This window comes from Pseudomonas sp. RIT623 (genome assembly GCF_004519305.1).
Lineage (GTDB): Bacteria > Pseudomonadota > Gammaproteobacteria > Pseudomonadales > Pseudomonadaceae > Aquipseudomonas.
This window is the reverse complement of sequence record NZ_SOZA01000016.1, coordinates 31,328-49,603: the sequence shown is the minus strand read 5'-3', so window position 1 is coordinate 49,603 and position 18,276 is coordinate 31,328. Positions and strand designations below refer to the sequence as shown.

Annotated in this window: 19 protein-coding genes; 9 read left to right on the top strand and 10 right to left on the bottom strand. The window is 65.2% G+C overall.

The window, feature by feature from the left end; all coding sequences use genetic code 11:
• Positions 1 to 2 precede the first annotated feature (2 nt).
• Together E3U47_RS13030 and E3U47_RS13025 are read left to right on the top strand one after the other, a co-directional pair.
• The gene (locus E3U47_RS13030) at positions 3 to 713 is read left to right on the top strand and encodes a DUF3108 domain-containing protein (RefSeq protein WP_134691845.1); all 711 of its coding nucleotides are present in this window, start codon (positions 3 to 5) and stop codon (positions 711 to 713) included.
• A gap of 175 nt (positions 714 to 888) precedes the next feature.
• On the top strand, positions 889 to 1,071 hold the full coding sequence (locus E3U47_RS13025) for a hypothetical protein (protein WP_134691844.1): 183 nt from the start codon (positions 889 to 891) through the stop codon (positions 1,069 to 1,071).
• 46 nt (positions 1,072 to 1,117) lie between these two features.
• Here E3U47_RS13025 and E3U47_RS13020 read toward each other — a convergent pair whose 3' ends face one another.
• From E3U47_RS13020 to E3U47_RS12990, 7 genes are all read right to left on the bottom strand, one after another.
• A complete protein-coding gene (locus E3U47_RS13020) occupies positions 1,118 to 1,657 on the bottom strand; it encodes a DUF2058 domain-containing protein (protein WP_134691843.1) in 540 nt (179 codons plus the stop codon).
• Positions 1,658 to 1,682: 25 nt separating this feature from the next.
• Positions 1,683 to 2,516 carry a nucleoside triphosphate pyrophosphohydrolase gene (mazG, locus tag E3U47_RS13015; protein ID WP_134691842.1) on the bottom strand — a complete coding sequence of 278 codons (834 nt, stop codon included), beginning with the start codon at positions 2,514 to 2,516 and terminating at the stop codon, positions 1,683 to 1,685.
• A gap of 70 nt (positions 2,517 to 2,586) precedes the next feature.
• Positions 2,587 to 4,827 carry a GTP diphosphokinase gene (gene relA, locus E3U47_RS13010; protein WP_134691841.1) on the bottom strand — a complete coding sequence of 747 codons (2,241 nt, stop codon included), beginning with the start codon at positions 4,825 to 4,827 and terminating at the stop codon, positions 2,587 to 2,589.
• Between the two features lie 98 nt (positions 4,828 to 4,925).
• Entirely contained in the window at positions 4,926 to 6,284 is a 1,359-nt protein-coding gene (rlmD, locus tag E3U47_RS13005; protein ID WP_134691840.1) for a 23S rRNA (uracil(1939)-C(5))-methyltransferase RlmD, read from the bottom strand.
• Positions 6,284 to 7,183, bottom strand: a complete 900-nt coding sequence (gene cysM / locus E3U47_RS13000; RefSeq protein WP_167659477.1) for a cysteine synthase CysM — start codon at positions 7,181 to 7,183, stop codon at positions 6,284 to 6,286. Before cysM ends, rlmD begins: the two co-directional genes overlap by 1 nt.
• A 112-nt stretch (positions 7,184 to 7,295) precedes the next feature.
• The gene (locus tag E3U47_RS12995) at positions 7,296 to 8,684 is read right to left on the bottom strand and encodes a sensor histidine kinase (RefSeq protein ID WP_134691838.1); all 1,389 of its coding nucleotides are present in this window, start codon (positions 8,682 to 8,684) and stop codon (positions 7,296 to 7,298) included.
• Positions 8,685 to 8,687: 3 nt separating this feature from the next.
• Entirely contained in the window at positions 8,688 to 9,404 is a 717-nt protein-coding gene (locus E3U47_RS12990) for a response regulator transcription factor (RefSeq protein WP_134691837.1), read from the bottom strand.
• Positions 9,405 to 9,637: 233 nt separating this feature from the next.
• On the opposite strand from E3U47_RS12990, the gene E3U47_RS12985 reads away from it, so the two are divergent.
• The 4 genes from E3U47_RS12985 to E3U47_RS12970 all read left to right on the top strand — a co-directional run bounded on the left by E3U47_RS12985 (position 9,638) and on the right by E3U47_RS12970 (position 14,443).
• Complete coding sequence (locus E3U47_RS12985) at positions 9,638 to 12,394, top strand: response regulator (RefSeq protein ID WP_134691836.1); 2,757 nt, start codon at positions 9,638 to 9,640, stop codon at positions 12,392 to 12,394.
• Positions 12,395 to 12,582: 188 nt separating this feature from the next.
• The gene (locus E3U47_RS12980; RefSeq protein ID WP_134691835.1) at positions 12,583 to 13,572 is read left to right on the top strand and encodes a 2-hydroxyacid dehydrogenase; all 990 of its coding nucleotides are present in this window, start codon (positions 12,583 to 12,585) and stop codon (positions 13,570 to 13,572) included.
• Positions 13,573 to 13,603: 31 nt separating this feature from the next.
• Positions 13,604 to 14,038: a hypothetical protein gene (locus tag E3U47_RS12975; RefSeq protein ID WP_134691834.1), complete on the top strand. Its 435-nt coding sequence runs from the start codon at positions 13,604 to 13,606 to the stop codon at positions 14,036 to 14,038.
• Positions 14,039 to 14,443, top strand: a complete 405-nt coding sequence (locus E3U47_RS12970) for an META domain-containing protein (protein WP_134691833.1) — start codon at positions 14,039 to 14,041, stop codon at positions 14,441 to 14,443.
• Positions 14,444 to 14,577: 134 nt separating this feature from the next.
• On the opposite strand, the gene E3U47_RS12965 is transcribed toward E3U47_RS12970, so the two are convergent.
• The gene (locus E3U47_RS12965; RefSeq protein WP_134691832.1) at positions 14,578 to 15,045 is read right to left on the bottom strand and encodes a peroxiredoxin family protein; all 468 of its coding nucleotides are present in this window, start codon (positions 15,043 to 15,045) and stop codon (positions 14,578 to 14,580) included.
• An 86-nt stretch (positions 15,046 to 15,131) separates the two neighbouring features.
• Between E3U47_RS12965 and arsC the strand changes: the two genes are divergently transcribed.
• Genes arsC through E3U47_RS12950 form a run of 3 tightly spaced genes read left to right on the top strand, consistent with a single transcriptional unit; the run spans position 15,132 to position 16,493 of the window.
• Positions 15,132 to 15,485 carry an arsenate reductase (glutaredoxin) gene (arsC, locus tag E3U47_RS12960; RefSeq protein WP_134691831.1) on the top strand — a complete coding sequence of 118 codons (354 nt, stop codon included), beginning with the start codon at positions 15,132 to 15,134 and terminating at the stop codon, positions 15,483 to 15,485.
• Positions 15,482 to 16,087 (top strand): NAD(P)H:quinone oxidoreductase, encoded by a 606-nt coding sequence (gene wrbA / locus E3U47_RS12955; protein ID WP_134691830.1) that lies wholly within the window; start codon positions 15,482 to 15,484, stop codon positions 16,085 to 16,087. The genes arsC and wrbA overlap by 4 nt, the downstream gene beginning before the upstream one ends.
• The gene (locus tag E3U47_RS12950) at positions 16,080 to 16,493 is read left to right on the top strand and encodes a DUF2069 domain-containing protein (RefSeq protein ID WP_134691829.1); all 414 of its coding nucleotides are present in this window, start codon (positions 16,080 to 16,082) and stop codon (positions 16,491 to 16,493) included. Before wrbA ends, E3U47_RS12950 begins: the two co-directional genes overlap by 8 nt.
• 33 nt (positions 16,494 to 16,526) lie before the next feature.
• On the opposite strand, the gene E3U47_RS12945 is transcribed toward E3U47_RS12950, so the two are convergent.
• Together E3U47_RS12945 and ttcA are read right to left on the bottom strand one after the other, a co-directional pair.
• Positions 16,527 to 17,198, bottom strand: a complete 672-nt coding sequence (locus tag E3U47_RS12945; RefSeq protein WP_134691828.1) for a DNA-3-methyladenine glycosylase I — start codon at positions 17,196 to 17,198, stop codon at positions 16,527 to 16,529.
• A gap of 4 nt (positions 17,199 to 17,202) precedes the next feature.
• The gene (gene ttcA, locus E3U47_RS12940; protein WP_134691827.1) at positions 17,203 to 18,027 is read right to left on the bottom strand and encodes a tRNA 2-thiocytidine(32) synthetase TtcA; all 825 of its coding nucleotides are present in this window, start codon (positions 18,025 to 18,027) and stop codon (positions 17,203 to 17,205) included.
• Positions 18,028 to 18,276: the final 249 nt, after the last annotated feature.

The window sequence follows — 18,276 nt, the reverse complement described above, 5'->3', positions numbered from 1 at the left end:
TTATGCGTCGTGCCCTGCTCTTGGCTCTCGCCGTGCTTGCCCTGCCGCTCCAGGCAGCTGATCTGAAGCCTTTCGCGGCCAGCTACACCGCCGACTGGAAACAGCTGCCCATGAGCGGCACTGCCGAGCGCAGCCTGGAAAAGAACGCCAACGGTACCTGGAGCCTGAATTTCAAGGCGTCCATGATGATCGCCAGCCTCACCGAGCAAAGCACCCTGCGCATGGACAACGACACCCTGCTGCCGCAGAAGTACCACTTCGAGCGTGGCGGCCTGGGCAAGGCCAAGAAGGTCGACCTGACGTTCGACTGGACCGGCAAGAAAGTCACCGGCAGCGACCGTGGCGATGCCGTCAGCCTGCCGCTCAACCGTGGCGTGCTGGACAAGTCGTCGTACCAGCTGGCGCTGCAGCATGATGTGGCCGCTGGCAAGAAGAGCATGACCTATCAGGTGGTCGACGGTGACGAGATCGACACCTACGACTTCCGCGTGCTGGGTGCCGAGAAAGTCGCCACCAAGACCGGTCAGGTCGAGGCGATCAAGGTCGAGCGCGTGCGCGACCCGAGCCAGAGCAAGCGTATCACCGAACTGTGGTTCGCCAAGGACTGGGACTACCTGCTGGTGCAATTGCGCCAGGTCGAGACCGACGGCAAGGAATACGTGATCGTGCTGCAAGATGGCACGGTGGACGGCAAGGCGGTCAAGGGCAACTGATACCGCTGCCAGCAATGCCCGGAGCCCCGCCTAGTGCGGGGTTTCTTTTTTGCTGCACACCGCTCCTACATGAAACTTGTTTCATCGCTGTTTTATTTACTTAGCCTGCTAACAAATTCTATAAAGGAGTCCTGCGACAGAGTGCCGCAGCCAACCGAAGAAGTGGAGTTTAACGATGACAGTCCAAGTAACCGAACGCGACGAATCGAAAATGTCCCACGAAAGCCAAGCCTCTGGCTTGCGGATCTGGGAGGTGCGCCAGCAGGGCCAGCTGGTCGGTATGTTCCACGAAGAACACCTGGCTCAGAAATACCGCATGGAACTGGAATACCTCGAGAATCAGCGCGCGTCGCAATGACCCAGTCTTCAATAAGAAAACCCCGCCTAGGCGGGGTTTTTCATGCTTACCACATCAGATCGTCAGGGATCTTGTAGGCGGCGTACGGGTCGTCCTCGTCCGCTTCCTCGACATGGGTGTTGAGCAGCAGGATACGATTCGGGTCGCGCTCCTGGATCTTCACCGCCGCCTCGCGCGGGATCACTTCGTAGCCGCCGCCGTGGGCGACGATCGCCAGCGCGCCGTTGCTCAGCTTGCTGCGCATCAGGGCGTTGACGGCGATGCGCTTGACCTTCTTGTCGTCGACGAAGTTGTAATAGTCCTCGGTGTTCAGCTTGGGCAGGCGGGTCGCCTCGATCAATTGCTTGACCTGCGCGGCGCGGGCCTTCTGCTCGGCCTTCTCCTGGACCTGGCGGTTCAGCTCCTGGTCTTTCTTGGCCTTCTCGGCCTGGGCTTGCTTGGCCAGGCGCTGCTGGCTGTCGTCCACCTCGACCTGGCCTTTATGTTCCAGGCGTTTCTGTTTTTTCTCGGCCTTGTTGGCCTGAGAAACCTGTTTCTGGTTGACCAGACCGGCTTTGAGCAATTGGTCGCGAAGGGAAAGGCTCATCGTGTTCACTCACTTATGCATCAGCTCAGCCGCAGCTGGGCAGGTTCTTTTCCTGACGCTTGGCCTCGCCCCACAGGGCGTCCAGCTCGTCGAGGGTACGATCTTGGATGTTCAGGCCCTGCTCGCGCAATGCCTGTTCGATGAATCGGAAGCGCCGCTCGAACTTGCGGTTGGCGCGGCGCAGGGCGTTTTCCGGGTCGTGCTTGAGGTGACGGGCCAGGTTGACGGTGGCGAACAACAGGTCGCCCAGCTCATCCTCCAACGCATCGCTGTCGCCATCGGCCATGGCCTGCAGCACTTCGTCGAGTTCCTCGCGCACCTTGTCCAGTACCGGCAGGGCCTCGGGCCAGTCGAAACCGACCGTGGCAGCGCGCTTCTGCAGCTTGGCCGCCCGTGACAGCGCAGGCAAGGCCGCCGGCACATCGTCGAGCAGCGAGAGCTGTTCAGGCTCGCTCTTCTCGGCGCGTTCCTCGGCCTTGATCTCTTCCCAGCGCGACTTGACCTGGGCCTCGTTCAACATGGGGGTGTCCAGCGGCGCATAGAGCTCGCCAGTGGGGAATACATGGGGGTGGCGGCGGATAAGCTTGCGGGTGATCGCATCGACCACGCCGTCGAACTCGAAGCGCCCTTCTTCCCGTGCCAGCTGGCTGTAGTAGACCACCTGGAACAACAGGTCGCCCAGCTCGCCCTGCAGGTGCTCGAAGTCACCGCGCTCGATGGTGTCGGCCACTTCGTAGGCCTCTTCGATCGTGTGCGGGACGATGCTGGCGTAGTCCTGCTTGAGATCCCAGGGGCAACCGTACTGCGGGTCGCGCAGGCGGGCCATCAGGTGCAGCAGGTCTTCGAGGGTATAGGTCATGGGTTGTCCTTACCGGGCTCAGCGCGGGGCAAGTCGCATCGGCGGTGCGACTTGCCCGCCAATGGCAGTATCACGGGGTACGGTTACGCCGCGTCTCGATGATGTTGGGCAACTGCGAAATCCTGCCGAGCAGGCGCCCAAGCGCGTCCAGGCCGGGAATCTCGATGGTCAGCGACATCAGCGCGGTGTTGTCTTCCTTGTTCGAGCGGGTGTTGACCGCCAGTACGTTGATCTTCTCGTTGAGCAGCACCTGCGACACGTCGCGCAGCAGCCCCGGGCGGTCGTAGGCGCGGATGACGATGTCCACCGGATAGGTCTGCACCGGGATCGGCCCCCAGCTGACCTGGATCATCCGCTCCGGCTCCTTGCCCGCCAGTTGCAGTACCGAGGCACAGTCCTGGCGGTGGATACTCACCCCGCGGCCCTGGGTGATGTAGCCGACGATGGCATCACCCGGCAACGGCTGGCAGCAGCCGGCCATCTGCGTGAGCAGGTTGCCGACGCCCTGGATCTGGATATCGCTACGCTTGCCCGCACGGATGCCACGGGCCTGGCGCGGAATCAACTCGACCGGTTCCAGGCGCTCGGGCTCGAGCAGCTGCTGCGCGGCATTGACCATGTGCGCCAGGCGCAGGTCGCCAGCGCCGAGGGCGGCGAACATGTCCTCGGCGGTCTTGACATTGGCCTTCTCGGCCAGGCGCTCGAAGTCCACCTGGGGCAGGCCCAGGCGGCTCAACTCGCGCTCGAGCAGGGTCTTGCCGGCGGCCACGTTCTGGTCGCGGGCCTGCAGTTTGAACCAGTGGACGATCTTGGCCCGGGCCCGCGAGGTGGTGACGTAGCCCAGGTTGGAGTTCAACCAGTCGCGGCTCGGGCTGCCATGCTTGCTGGTGATGATCTCCACCTGCTCGCCGGTCTGCAGGCTGTAGTTGAGCGGCACGATGCGCCCGTTGATCTTGGCGCCACGGCAGTTGTGGCCGATCTCGGTGTGCACCCGGTAGGCGAAGTCCAGTGGCGTGGCGCCCTTGGGCAGGTCGATGGCGTGGCCGTCGGGGGTGAATACATAGACCCGGTCCGGCTCGATATCGACGCGCAGCTGTTCAGCCAGGCCGCCGATATCGCCCAGCTCCTCGTGCCACTCGAGCACCTGGCGCAGCCAGGAGATCTTCTCTTCGTAATGGTTGGAACTGGGCTTGACGTCGGTGCCCTTGTAGCGCCAATGCGCGCAGACACCGAGCTCGGCTTCCTCGTGCATGGCATGGGTGCGGATCTGCACCTCGAGGACCTTGCCCTCAGGGCCGATCACCGCGGTGTGCAGCGAGCGGTAGCCGTTCTCCTTGGGGTTGGCGATGTAGTCGTCGAACTCCTTGGGGATATGCCGCCACAGGGTGTGGACGATCCCCAGCGCGGTGTAGCAGTCGCGCACCTCCGGCACCAGCACACGCACTGCGCGCACGTCATAGATCTGGCTGAACTCCAGGCCCTTGCGCTGCATCTTGCGCCAAATCGAATAGATATGTTTCGCCCGGCCACTGATATCGGCGTTGACCCCAGTGGCCAGCAATTCGTTCTGCAGCTGGTTCATCACGTCGCTGATGAAACGCTCGCGGTCCAGCCGGCGCTCGTGCAGTAGCTTGGCGATCTGCTTGTACTGGTCGGGCTCGAGGTAGCGGAACGAGAGGTCTTCCAGTTCCCACTTGATATGGCCGATGCCCAGGCGGTGGGCCAGCGGCGCATAGATGTCGAACACCTCGCGGGCTACCCGCAGGCGTTTCTCGTCATCGGCAGCCTTGACCGCGCGAATGGCGCAGGTGCGTTCAGCCAGCTTGATCAGCGCCACGCGCACATCGTCGACCATGGCCACCAGCATCTTGCGCAGGTTCTCCACCTGCGCCTGGGAGCCGAGCACCAGCGACTGGCGCGGACTGAGACTGGCACTGATGGCGGCCATGCGCAACACGCCGTCGATCAGCTTGGACACCACCGGGCCGAAACGCTGGCCGACTTCGGCCAAGGTCACCTTGCCTTCACGCACCGAGCGGTAGATCACCGCGGCGACCAGCGAGTCCTGATCGAGCTTGAGGTCGGCGAGGATCTCGGCGATCTCCAGCCCCGCCTGGAAACTGGACGTCCCGTCCGCCCAGGAATGCTTGGCCGGGTTGCCCTTCTTCTCGACTTCCTGGGCGAACTCGCAGGCCTCTTTGAGCGCCGGGCGATCGAGCTGCGAATCGACGCTCACCACATGATCGAGCCATGCTTCGAGATTGATACTGCCGTCGTTGTTGACCGGCTGGTGCACTCTCACCTGTACCATCTTTGCTTTACCTTTCCATACAGCGCGCCACACGGGCACGCTGACTATCACCTGTGCCGCCTTCGTTCCTTGAACGCGACACCAAGGGGCCAGCCGCGCTAGCCCGCTTCGAATAACGCCATGGCCTCGACATGTGCCGTCTGAGGAAACATGTCGAGAATCCCGGCCCTTTTTAACCGGTACCCCTGCCCCGCCAGCACCTGGGCGTCTCGCGCCAGCGTGGCCGGGTTGCACGATACATAGACCATCCGCTGCGCACCCAGCCGGGCGATGCCTTGCACCACCTCGAAAGCGCCGTCGCGCGGTGGGTCCAAGAGTACCGCAGAAAAACCTTCGGCGACCCATCCGGCGTCCGCCAAAGGCTGCGATAAATCGGCCTGAAAAAACCGTGCGTTATGCACATTGTTGTTTCGGGCATTGGCCTCGGCGCGCTCGACCATGGCCTGCACGCCTTCCACCGCCACCACCTCGCGCGCCTGGCGCGCCAGGGGCAAGGCGAAATTACCCAGGCCGCAGAACAGGTCCAGCACCCGCTCGTCGGCCTGCGGCGCCAGCCAGGCCAAGGCCTGCTGGATCATCAGGCTATTGACTTGGGCGTTGACCTGGACGAAATCTCCAGGCCGCCAGGCCAGCTCCAGGCCCCAGGGCTCGAGGGCAAAGCCCAACTGCGCCGCGGCGTCCATCGGAGCCGGCTGACCTTCGCCCTGCAACCAAAGCTGGGCGCCGGCTTCGGCACAGAATGCCGCAAGGCGCGCCAGGTCTTCAGCAGGCAACGCTGCCACGTGACGCACCAGCAGCGCTTGCGCCGTGCCGCTGAACAGTTCTACATGCCCCAGCGCCTGTGGCTTGCTCAAGCTGCGCAGCACGGTGGGCAAGTGGCGGAAAATGGACTGCAAGGGTTGTACCAGCACCGGGCAGTCGTCGATGGCGACAATGTCCTGGCTGGCCTCGGCGCGAAAGCCCACGTCCAGATGGCGTGCCTTGACATCCCAGCGCACCGCCACCCGCGCCCGGCGTCGGTAGCCGAACTCCGGCCCGCTCAGGGGCGCGGCCCACTCTTCTGGCTGCAGCCCAGCAACCCGCTGCAACTGCTCGGCCAGCAGGCGCTGCTTGAGGGCCAACTGGTCGGCATGGGGGACATGTTGCAGGTTGCAACCGCCGCAGCGGACGTAATGCCGGCAGGGCGCTTCGCGCCGTTGCGCGCTGGCCTGGAACACACGCTCCAGGCGCGCCTCGACCACCTTGCCGCGCGCCGCGAGCACGCGCGCCTCGACGTCCTCGCCGTCCAGCGCGCCGCTGACGAACCAGGTACGCCCTTCGACGAAGGCAATGCCCCGGCCATCGCCGGACACGCGCTCGATCAGCAGACGCTGTTTCTTGCCCACGGGAACCTGTGGGGTACGGTTGCCGCCGGCCGGCTGGAAGCGCAGGCCGCCGTTGCTTTTCTTTCTGGACATCAGGTCGCGTCGAACAAGCCGGTGGACAGGTAACGGTCGCCACGATCGCAGATGATGGCGACCATCACCGCGTTCTCGACCTCCAGGGACAGGCGTAGCATCGCCGCCACTGCACCGCCGGAGGACACGCCGCAGAAAATGCCCTCTTCGCGGGCAAGGCGGCGCGTGGTGTCCTCGGCCTCCTGCTGGGACATGTCGACCACCCGGTCGACACGGCTGGCGTCGAAGATCTTCGGCAGGTATTCGTGGGGCCAGCGGCGTATGCCGGGGATGGCCGAGCCTTCCATCGGCTGCAAACCAATGATCTGCACCGCTGGATTCTGCTCCTTGAGGTACTGCGAGCAGCCCATGATGGTACCGGTGGTGCCCATGGAGCTGACGAAATGGGTGATGGTGCCCTGGGTCTGCTGCCAGATTTCCGGGCCGGTGCTGTTGTAGTGGGCGATCGGGTTGTCGCCGTTGGCGAACTGGTCCAGCACCAACCCGCGGCCTTCGGCCTGCAGCTTCTCGGCAAGGTCGCGCGCGCCCTCCATGCCCTCCTCCTTGGTCACCAGGATCAACTCGGCGCCATAGGCGGTCATCGCCGCCTTGCGTTCGGTGGTGGAGTTGTCGGGCATGATCAGGATCATCTTGTAGCCCTTGATCGCCGCGGCCATGGCCAGGGCGATGCCGGTGTTGCCCGAGGTGGCTTCGATCAGCGTGTCGCCTGGCTTGATCTGCCCGCGCAGTTCAGCGCGGGTGATCATCGACAACGCCGGACGGTCCTTGACCGAACCCGCCGGGTTGTTGCCTTCGAGCTTGAGCAGCAGGGTGTTGCTGGTGGCCCCGGCAATGCGCTGCAGGCGAACCAGAGGCGTGTGGCCGACGCAATCGGCAATGGTTGGGTACTGCAGGGTCATGGGCGTTTTCGCAATCCGGACGGCAGGGGCGCCTATCATACCGGCAAACCCAGCGCGGCCATATCACGCAATCGTCGGACACTATAACCGCTGGCTATAAGTTGATGGATGATCAGCCTGTAAGCGCCAGCCTTGCTGGCGAACCAGGCGGCACGCTGCCTGGCGTCGCCGCCAGGCGCAGGCACACCCGCAACCCCTGCGCGCCATTGACCGCCCACACCCGTCCGCCCTGACGCTCGATGGCACTGCGGGCAATGCTCAACCCCAGGCCGAAGCCGCCATCCCCCGGCCGCGAGCCATCAAGCCGCGAAAACGGCGCGAAGATCCGCTCCAGGTCGGCCTCGGCCACGCCACCACCGTCGTCTTCCAATTCGATATGCCAGTAATGGCCATGGCGCCGCCCGCTGAGCCTGACCAGGCCCTGGGCAGGGGAATGGCGGATGGCATTACGCAGCACGTTCTCCAGAGCCTGGGCCAAGTGGTTGAGATTGCCTTGCACCCAACAGTCAGCCGGCAGCTCGCAATGCAACCGCGCCGGAGCCCAGCCACTTTCATAGCAGGCGTTCTCGCTGAGCATGTCCCACAGCGCCTGCAGCTGGATCGGTTCGAGGTTCATCGGCGCCCGCTCGGCGTCCTGCCAGGCCAGTTGCAGGGTGTCCTCGACCAGTTGCTGCATGGCGTCCACCTCACGGTGCAGGCGTTCGCGCAGGCGTTGCAGATCGGTCTCGCCATCGCAGGCCACCCGCAGGCGGCTGAGTGGGGTGCGCATTTCATGGGACAGGTCGCGCAGCAACTGCTGCTGCAAGGTCACGGTGCCCTGCAGGCGTTCGGCCATCTGGTCGAAGGCGCGGGCCAGCTCGCCCAGTTCGTCGCGCCGCTGGGTGGTGCGCGCGTCCAGGCGCGCGGCCAACTGGTCGGCGCGCCAGGCATTGGCCTGCTCGCGCAGCTGGTTCAGCGGCACGATCAGCATGCGGTAAAGGCCCACGCACAGCAGCAAGGTGAACAGCCCGGGGATAACGCCGTTGGTGACGACGCGCCAGAACAAGCGATACTGGCCGGGGTTGAAGCGCTCGGGCAGCTCGATCACCAGCATGCCCTGCTCCGACGCCAGGGGGAACGGCAGGCGCAACCAGGGTTGGCCGATGCTGCGCCGGCTCATGGGCCAGTCGACGCCGCGCAGGCGGGTCAGGCGCTGGGTCTGGCTGCTGCTCAGGTTGGCGCTGCCCAGTGGTTGCAGGTCGCCATCGAGCACCCCCACCCACCCCTGCTCGCGCTCATGCATGCCGCTCAACCATGCATCGACGCCGACCTGCCCGCCGCTGCGCCAGGCCTGTTCGGCCTCTGCGGCGTAGCCGCGCAGCACCTGGCGAGCCGGCTCGGAGAGAAAGGCATCCTGGGTTTCCATGTGCCGACCCCAGCTGTAGCTCAGGCCAATCATCAGCAGGCAGAACCCCACCAGCAGGACAGCCAGCCTCCAGAACAACGAATGACGATCGAGCACGCCTCAGTCCGCCTCGCCCGCGCCGAACACATAGCCCTTGCCCCACACCGTGCGCACCTGGCGCTCGTGGTAACCGATGGCCTTGAGCTTGCGGCGGATCTGGCTGACGTGCATGTCCAGGCTGCGGTCATGTCGCGAATAGCCACGCTGCAAGACCTGCTGGTAAAGGAAGGGTTTGCTCAGCACCTCGTCGCTACTGCGGTGCAAGGTATCGAGCAGACGGTATTCGCTGGGGGTGAGGCAGGCGCGTGTGCCGGCCAGGCTGACATCACAAGCCTGTTCATCGAATTGCAACTGTCCGGCCTCGGCCTCCCGCGGCGCCTGGGTCCGCCGCTCGAACGCCACCCGGCGCAGGATCGCCTCGATGCGCACGCGCAGTTCGGCGAAGCTGAACGGCTTGGGCAGGTAATCGTCGGCGCCACGCTCGAAACCACTGATGCGGTCGGCCTCGGCCCCCAGCGCCGACATCAGGATCACCGGCGTGGCACTGTGTCGGCGCAGGCTGGCCAGGGCGTCGAGGCCGTTGAGCCCCGGCAGCAGGATATCCATCAAGACCAGGTCGAAGGCTTGCCGGGCGGCGACCTCCAGGCCCTCGAGGCCATTGCGGCACCAGGTGACGTGGAAGCCGCCGCGCTGTAGTTCCTCGTGCAGGTAGGCGCCCAGCACGGGGTCGTCCTCGATGGCGAGGATATGGGTGGCGCGGATAGATACAGGATGCATTGGCAACTGCCATCAATTCTCAATTACGCGATTATTCGACAAGCGCCAACGGCAAGCAACCACAGTACGACCGGCGCCACGTAGGACACATCCGGCGCACACGTGAGAAACAGGCCCACACCAGGCCTTCTTGAAACAAAATCAAACACAAATGGGTGCATTGCCCCCCTACCCGGAGTAACGTTCCGCCTGAAGCGCGAACCGCGCCCTTAAGCACATGACAGGAGAGAGGTGTGCTCGACCGTTTGGGAATCCGCAGCCGCGTGTTACTGCTGGCTTTGCTGCCCGCCAGCCTGATGGCCCTGGTGCTGGGCTGCTACTTCACCTGGCTGCAGCAGAGCGACCTGCGCACGCAGTTGCTGCAACGCGGCAAGATGATCGCCGAGCAACTGGCCCCGCTGGCGGCCCCGGCCCTGGCCCGCCAGGCTCCGGCGCAGCTGGAGCGCATCGCCGCCCAGGCCCTGGAGCAATCCGACGTGCGCGCTGTGGCCTTCCTCGCCGCCGACCGCACCCGCCTGGCCCACGCCGGCCCGAGCATGCTCAATCAGCCGCCCAGCGGTGGCACCGGCACGCAACTGCTGCAGCGCACCGGCAACGATGCCACCCGCTACCTGATGCCGGTGTTCGGCCATCACCGCGACCTGGCCACCGACGCCGTGCCCGCCGAGGCCGAGCGGCTGCTGGGTTGGGTCGAAATCGAGCTGTCCCATGACGGCACCTTGCTGCGCGGCTACCGCAACCTGTTCACCAGCCTGCTGCTGATTCTCGCCTGCCTGAGCCTGACCGCCCTGCTCGCCCTGCGCATGAGCCGCACCATCAACGGCCCGATCAACCGCATCAAGCACGCGGTCAACCAGCTCAAGGACGGCCATCTCGACGAACGCCTGCCGGCCATGGGCAGCCATGAGCTCGATGAGCTTGCCGGCGGCATCAACCGCATGGCCGAAACCCTGCACAGCGCCCACGAAGAGCTGCAGCACAGCATCGACCAGGCCACCGAGGACGTGCGCCAGAACCTGGAAACCATCGAGATCCAGAACATCGAGCTGGACATGGCGCGCAAGGAGGCCCTGGAAGCCAGCCGCATCAAGTCGGAGTTCCTGGCCAACATGAGCCATGAAATCCGCACCCCGCTCAACGGCATTCTCGGCTTCACCCACCTGTTGCAGAAAAGCGAGCTGAGCCCGCGCCAGCTCGACTACCTGGGCACCATCGAAAAGTCCGCCGACAACCTGCTGGGGATCATCAACGAGATCCTCGACTTCTCCAAGATCGAGGCCGGCAAGCTGGTGCTCGACAGCATTCCGTTCAACCTGCGCGACCTGATCCAGGACACTTTGACCATCCTCGCCCCGGCAGCCCACGCCAAGCAGCTCGAACTGCTCAGCCTGGTGTATCGCGACACCCCGCTGTCGCTGGTCGGCGACCCGCTGCGACTCAAGCAGATCCTCACCAACCTGGTGAGCAACGCCATCAAGTTCACCCGCGAAGGCACCATCGTCGTGCGCGCCATGCTCGACGACGAACAGGAAGACAGCGTGCAACTGCGCATCAGTGTGCAGGACACCGGCATCGGCCTGTCGCCGCAGGACGTGCGCACCCTGTTCCAGGCCTTCAGCCAGGCCGACAACTCGCTGTCGCGCCAACCCGGCGGCACCGGCCTGGGGCTGGTGATCTCCAAGCGCCTGATCGAACAGATGGGTGGTGAGATCGGCGTCGACAGCACCCCCGGTGAAGGCTCGCAGTTCTGGATCAGCCTCAACCTGCCCAAGGCCCACGACGACGGCGAGGAGCAACCGCTGCCGGCCCTGCTCGGCCGCCGCGTGGCCATCGTCGACAGCCACGACCTGGCCCGCCAGGCGCTGGAACACCAGCTCGAGGACTGCGGCCTGTCGGTGACCCTGTTCTCCTCCTGCGAGCAACTGTTGCAGGCGGTCCAGGCGGCCAACCAGGCCGGCAAGCCGTTCGACTTCGCCGTGCTCGGGGTCAACCTCGGCAGCCTCGGCCCGGAACAGCTCAGCCAGTACCTGCAGCAACTCGAAGGCCTGGGCTGCCAGTGCGTGGCGCTGTGCCCGACCACCGAGCAGCCACTCTACCTGCCGTACTTGCCCAACGCCCATGGCCAACTGCTGGCCAAGCCCACCTGTACCCGCAAGATCCGCCGGCTGTTGCTGGAGCTGGTGCAACCGCGCCGACCCTTGAGCGAACAACGGGTGAACACCGGGCAACGCATGCCGAAGATCCTCTGCGTCGACGACAACCCGGCCAACCTGCTGCTGGTGCAGACCTTGCTCGAAGGCATGGGTGCCGAGGTGCTGGCGGTGGACAGCGGCTACACCGCGGTACAGGTGGTGCAGGACGAACCCTTCGACCTGGTGCTGATGGACGTGCAGATGCCTGGCATGGACGGGCGCGCCTGCACCGAGCAGATCCGCCGCTGGGAAAGCAGCCAGAGCGGCCAGCCGCTGCCGATCGTCGCCCTGACCGCCCATGCGATGGCCAACGAGAAACGCGCCCTGTTGCACAGCGGCATGGATGACTACCTGACCAAGCCGATCAGCGAACGCCAGCTGGCCCAGGTGGTAATGAAGTGGACCGGTCTGAGCCTCGGCGCGCCGCCCCCGGAGCGCAGCCCTGAACGGCTGCCGGACAGCGGCGAACTGAAGGTGCTCGACCCGGAGGAAGGCCTGCGCCTGGCCGCCGGCAAGCCGGACCTGGCAGCGGACATGCTGAGCATGTTGCTGGCTTCGCTGGCTGCCGACCGCGAAGCCATCCTGGCAGCGCGCAATGCCACCGATCGCACGGCGATCATCGAGCGCGTGCACCGCCTCAACGGCGCCTCGCGCTATTGCGGCGTACCGCAGTTGCGCGCGGCTTGCCAGCGCAGCGAAACCTTGCTCAAACAGGGCAGCCCACAGGCCCAGGCAGCGCTCGACGACCTCGATCTGGCCATCGAGCGGCTGGCGGAACAAGCGCGCCAGCATGCCTGACCGCCGTCGTCTGGGTCCGTGGGAGCCGGCCTTGCCGGCGAAGCAGGCGAGGCGAATACCTGATCAGACAGCTTCGCCAGCACAGCGGGCTCCTACACTGGAACGCCAACACCACAAAGCCGCGCAGATCAATACCGAGCCGGCCCACTGGCCTAGACTGGCAACGGTCTCATGAAAGGAACACAACCATGCGCGCCCTGTTGTTCAGCAGCCAGCACTACGATCAGGAAAGCTTCACCCACGCCGCCCAGAGCGGCACCCTGGAGCTGCACTACCAGGCAGCCCGCCTGACCCTCGACACCGCCGCCCTGGCCAAGGGCTTCGAGGTGGTCTGCGCCTTCATCAACGACGAACTCGACGCCCCAGTGCTCGAGCGCCTGGCCGCCGGCGGCACGCGCCTGGTGGCGTTGCGCTCGGCCGGCTACAACCATGTCGACCTGGCCGCGGCGCAGCGCCTGAAACTGTCCGTGGTACGGGTGCCGGCCTACTCGCCGCACGCGGTCGCCGAGCACGCCGTGGCCCTGATCCTGGCCCTCAACCGGCGCCTGCACCGGGCCTACAACCGCACCCGCGAAGGCGACTTCACCCTGCACGGGCTGACCGGCTTCGACCTGCATGGCAAGACCGTCGGCGTGGTCGGCACCGGCCAGATCGGCGCCGCCTTCGCCCGTATCATGGCCGGTTTCGGCTGCCAGCTGCTGGCCTACGACCCCTGCCCCAACCCCGAACTGCTGGCCCTCGGCGCCCGCTACCTGGCGCTGCCCGAGCTGCTGCGCGAAGCGCGGATCATCAGCCTGCACTGCCCGCTGACCGAGCACACCCGCCACCTGATCAACACCCAGAGCCTGGCCCAGCTGCAACCCGGCGCCATGCTCATCAACACCGGTCGCGGCGCGCTGGTCGACACCCCGGCGCTGATCGACGCGCTCAAGAGCGGCCAGCTCGGCTACCTGGGACTGGATGTGTATGAAGAAGAGGCGCAACTGTTTTTCGAGGACCGCTCCGACCAGCCGTTGCAGGACGACGTGCTGGCGCGGCTGCTGACCTTCCCCAACGTGATCGTCACCGCGCACCAAGCATTTCTCACCCGCGAGGCACTGGATGCCATCGCCACCACCACCCTGGACAACATCGCCCGCTGGGCGGCAGGCAATCCGCAGAATCTGGTCACGGGATGATGCTAGGATACGCGGCATTTCTGGAGGACCCATGGTCGAACACGATTTCCGCTACACCCTTTTCAATCCGCAACACACCTTGATCGAGTGCCGCGCCCTGGTACCGGGCCGCTACCAGGTCACCGGCAACGGCGGCTCGATCCAGAAGGGCGACGCGCTGCTGGTTTCGCTCAAAGGCAGCAAAACCCTGTCCATGCGACTGACCGTGGACAGCGTGCGCCACCTGATCAACCCCACCGGGCAGTGGGTGGCCGTGGCCCAGGGGCCGGTGTTCAACGAGCTGGAAATCCACCAGTGGCAGGTCAAGTGCGACGGCTGCGACGCGGTGCTGGACTTCGAGTTCGCCGCCGAGGCCAAGCTCGGCAAGAAGGGCCACGCCCCGGCAGCCGCCGCCCGTATCCAGGAGCTGGGCTGGGCCATCCAGGGCGACAAGCACCTGTGCCCGCAGTGCCAGGAGCGCGCCTGAGTGAAACAACTGCTGACCGGCGTGCTGATCGCCACCGGCCTGATAGGCTGCGCGTCACAACCTTCAAAGCTGCAGCAGGAGCAAAGCTACCTATTGGAGTGGATCGGTGAACGCCCGCTGATCGACTACAGCCACCTGACCCTGACCCTGGCCAGCGATGGCCGTGCCTATGGCAATGCCGGCTGCAACCACTGGTTCGCGCCCTATACGCTGGACGGCGAGCACTTAAGCTTCGGCAAGGTCGGCAAGACCCGCAAGCTGTGCGCGCCAGCGCTGATGGACCAGGAAAAACGCTTCCTGCAGGCGCTGGAGACGGTGCAGCGCTGGGATGTGTCGCCAATCGAGCAGATCCGCTTCTGGCCGGCCGAGGGCAAGCCACTGCGGTTCTGGCCAGAGGAAGGCTGACAAGTGCCGGGGCCGCTTTGCGGCCCTTTCCGGCCGGTCCGACGCCTCGGCAAGTCCGCTCCTACCGGTGAATGCGAACCCCTGTAGGAGCGGCCTTGTGTCGCGATAGGGCTGCAAGGCAGCCCCAAGATCGATCAGGCGCCGCCTTTCAAAGCCTTGATCTTCGCCTGCAACCCCTCGAGCGTCTGCTCACCCATCAACTGCTCACGCACCTTGCCCTTGTCGTCGATGATGTAGGTCACCGGCAACGCCTCGCTGCGCGGCAGCTCGTAACGCTCGGCCGGGTCTTGCGCCAGCACGGTGAAGCCAATCCCGAGGGTCTCGGCGGCGGCCTTGAGGTCCGCGCCTTGCAAGCCATCGAAGTTCACCCCCAGCACCTTGATGCCCTGGGCATCCCACTGCTTCGCCGCCGCATTGAGCTCGGGGATTTCGGTACGGCACGGGCCGCACCATTCGGCCCAGTAGTTGAGCACCAGCCAGTGCCCCTCGACCTGTTCGGCCTTCACCGTATTGCCGTGCTGGTCCACGCCGTAGTCCGCACCGCAGCCGCCGAGCAGCAGGCTCGCGGTGATGGCCAGTGCAGCTGCCAAACGCCTTGCCATGGGTCAATCCTTCTCGAAGTTTTCAAGCATTGAAGTCGGTCGCTGCGGTTAGAATAGCCGCCACACCCAGCTGGATGCGACCCGTCATGACCGATCTGACCCTCTATCATAACCCGCGCTGCTCGAAATCCCGCGGCGCCCTGGAACTGCTCGAGGCACGCGGCCTGGCGCCGACCATCGTGCGCTACCTCGAGACCCCGCCGGACGCCACCGCGCTCAAGCAACTGCTGGGCAAGCTGGGGATCGGTGCGCGGCAACTGCTGCGCACCGGCGAAGATGAATACAAGGCGCTCGACCTGGCCAACCCGGCCCTGACCGACGCCCAGCTGATCGACGCCATGGCGCAACATCCCAAGCTGATCGAACGCCCGATCCTGGTCGCAGGCGACAAGGCCGTGATCGGGCGCCCACCCGAGAAGGTCCTGGAGATCCTGCCGTGAGCGAACCCTACATCCTGGTGCTGTACTACAGCCGCCACGGCTCGACCAGCGAGATGGCCCGGCACATTGCCCGCGGCGTCGAGATGGCCGGCCTGGAGGCGCGCCTGCGCACGGTGCCGGCGATCTCCACCGAGTGCGAAGCCGTGGCTCCGGACATCCCGGCCAGCGGCGCGCTGTACGCCACCCTCGACGACTTGCGCCACTGCGCGGGCCTGGCCCTGGGCAGCCCGACCCGCTTCGGCAACATGGCCGCGCCGCTCAAGTACTTCCTCGACGGCACCAGCAGCCTGTGGCTGGGCGGCGAGCTGGTGGGCAAGCCGGCGGCAGTGTTCACGTCCACCGCCAGCCTGCACGGCGGCCAGGAAACCACCTTGCTGTCGATGCTGCTGCCGCTGATGCACCACGGCATGCTGGTCACCGGCCTGCCCTACAGCGAGTCGGCGCTGCTCGAAACCAGCGGCGGTGGCACTCCGTATGGTGCCAGCCACCATGCCGGCGCCGACGGCAAGCGCGAGCTGGACCAGCACGAGATCGCCCTGTGCCGCGCCCTCGGCCAACGCCTGGCCAATACGGCCAAGGCCCTGGGTGGCCAGCGTGGCTAGAAAACCCAAGGTGCTGCCGCCGCTGGAGTGGCTCGCCCCACGCGTACGGCTGACCCGCGCCCTGAGCCTGGCCTGCTTCTTCGGCCTGATCGCCCTGCTGGTGGTGAACAACCTGTGGTTCGCCAACCTGCATGGGGCGCGGGTCGAGGTGATCCTGGCCATCGAGCTGATCCCTCTGCTGTTACTGCTGCCGGGCATGCTGATGGGCAGCGCCCGGGCGCATGCCTGGACCTGCTTCGTGGTCAATATCTACTTCATCAAGGGCGTGCTGGCGGCGTTCGATCCGGCACGGGCGGTGTTTGGCTGGGTCGAGGTGCTGGTCAGCCTGGGGCTGTTCGTCAGTGGGCTGCTGTTCGTGCGCTGGAAGTTCCAGCAGGATCGACGCCTGGCCGGCGAAGGTGCCTGAACGTATCGGGGCCGCGTTGCGGCCCCGGCGATCTCAATGGTTGACGGTATGCGCCAGCATCACCGACAGCTGGCACAGCGGCCGCCCGCTTTCGGCATGCCACTGGTTGAACGCCTGCTGCACCAGTGCCAGGTCGCGCAGGCTGGTCGGTGGCTTGTCGATGATCTTCTGCGCGATCAACGCGGCGGCCATGTCGTCGGTGGGGATGAAGGTGTCCTTGCCGACCATGCGCAGGAAACGCGGAGCCGATAGTCCGCCCAGCTGGTTGCCATGCTTGGCCAGGTATTTCCACAGCCCGACGATATCGGTCTCGGGCCAGTCGGCGATGAGCGCGCCGAAACTGCCCTTCTCCTTCGCCACGTCGAGGATCATTTGCGCATTGCGCGGCACGCTCTTGAGCTTGCCCAGGTGGCGGATGATGCGCTCGTCCTGCATCAGCCGCTCCAGGTGCTCGGCGCCCATCAGCACCACTTTCTCCGGGTCGAAGCCAAAGAACACCTGCTCGAACGCCGGCCACTTGGCATCCACCAGGCTGTGCTTGAGCCCGGCGCGGAAAACGCGCAGGGCCAGGGTCGACAGGTAGCGGTCGTCGGTGATGTCGCGCAGCTGCGCGGCTGTGCGCGGCTGCGGCAGGAAGGCTTCCAGCGCCTGGGCCGAACCGAAGCGGTTCAGGCAGTACTCATGCAACCACTGGTAGTCGCGCATAAGGTCAGATGTTCAACACGTCGAGGAAGCGCGGGGTGGCGCTCTCGTCGATCTTCAGGCTGGTGAAGTCGAACAGGTTGCGGTCGGCCAACTGCGACGGCGCGACGTTCTGCAGGGCGCGGAAGATGCTCTCGGTGCGGCCTGGGTGCTTGCGCTCCCACTCCACCAGCATGTCCTTGACCACCTGGCGCTGCAGGTTTTCCTGCGAGCCGCACAGGTTGCACGGGATGATCGGGAACTCCTTCATGTCCGAATAGGCCTGGATGTCCTTCTCGCTGCAGTAGGCCAGCGGGCGGATCACCACGTTGCGCCCGTCGTCGGCGCGCAGCTTCGGCGGCATGCCCTTGAGCGCGCCGTTGAAGAACATGTTGAGGAAGAAGGTCTCGACGATGTCGTCGCGGTGGTGCCCCAGGGCCATCTTGGTCGCGCCGATCTCGTCGGCGAAGGTGTACAGGGTGCCGCGGCGCAGGCGCGAGCACAGCGAGCAGGTGGTCTTGCCCTCGGGCACCAGCTCCTTGACCACCGAGTAGGTGTCCTTCTCGACGATGTGGTACTCGACGCCCAGTTCCTTGAGGTAGGCCGGCAGCACGTGCTCGGGGAAACCCGGCTGCTTCTGGTCCATGTTCACCGCGACGATGTCGAACTTGATCGGCGCAACCTTCTGCAGGTGCAACAGAACGTCGAGCATGGTGTAGCTGTCCTTGCCGCCGGACAGGCAGACCATGACCTTGTCGCCATCCTCGATCATGTTGAAGTCGGTGATGGCTTCGCCGGCGAGGCGACGCAGGCGTTTTTGCAGTTTGTTCTGGTTGACCGAGAGGGTGCCCATAGCGCTTGAATCCGCGAGGTGTGACAAAAGGCGGCTATTTTACGCACAAACCAGGCGGGGCAGTAGACCAATCCGATAAAGACTTCAAGGGAATCAGCACCGGGCCTGACAGCGCAATTTGCTCTAAAAAGCTGGTTTTATGCGGGGAACGGCTTCCTATACTGCGACATAAGGCCACATTACCGCTTGCATCGGTGTTCGGCCTCGGGCCGCAGGCGCTCCATCTGGGGGGCGTTTGGCAACCAATAG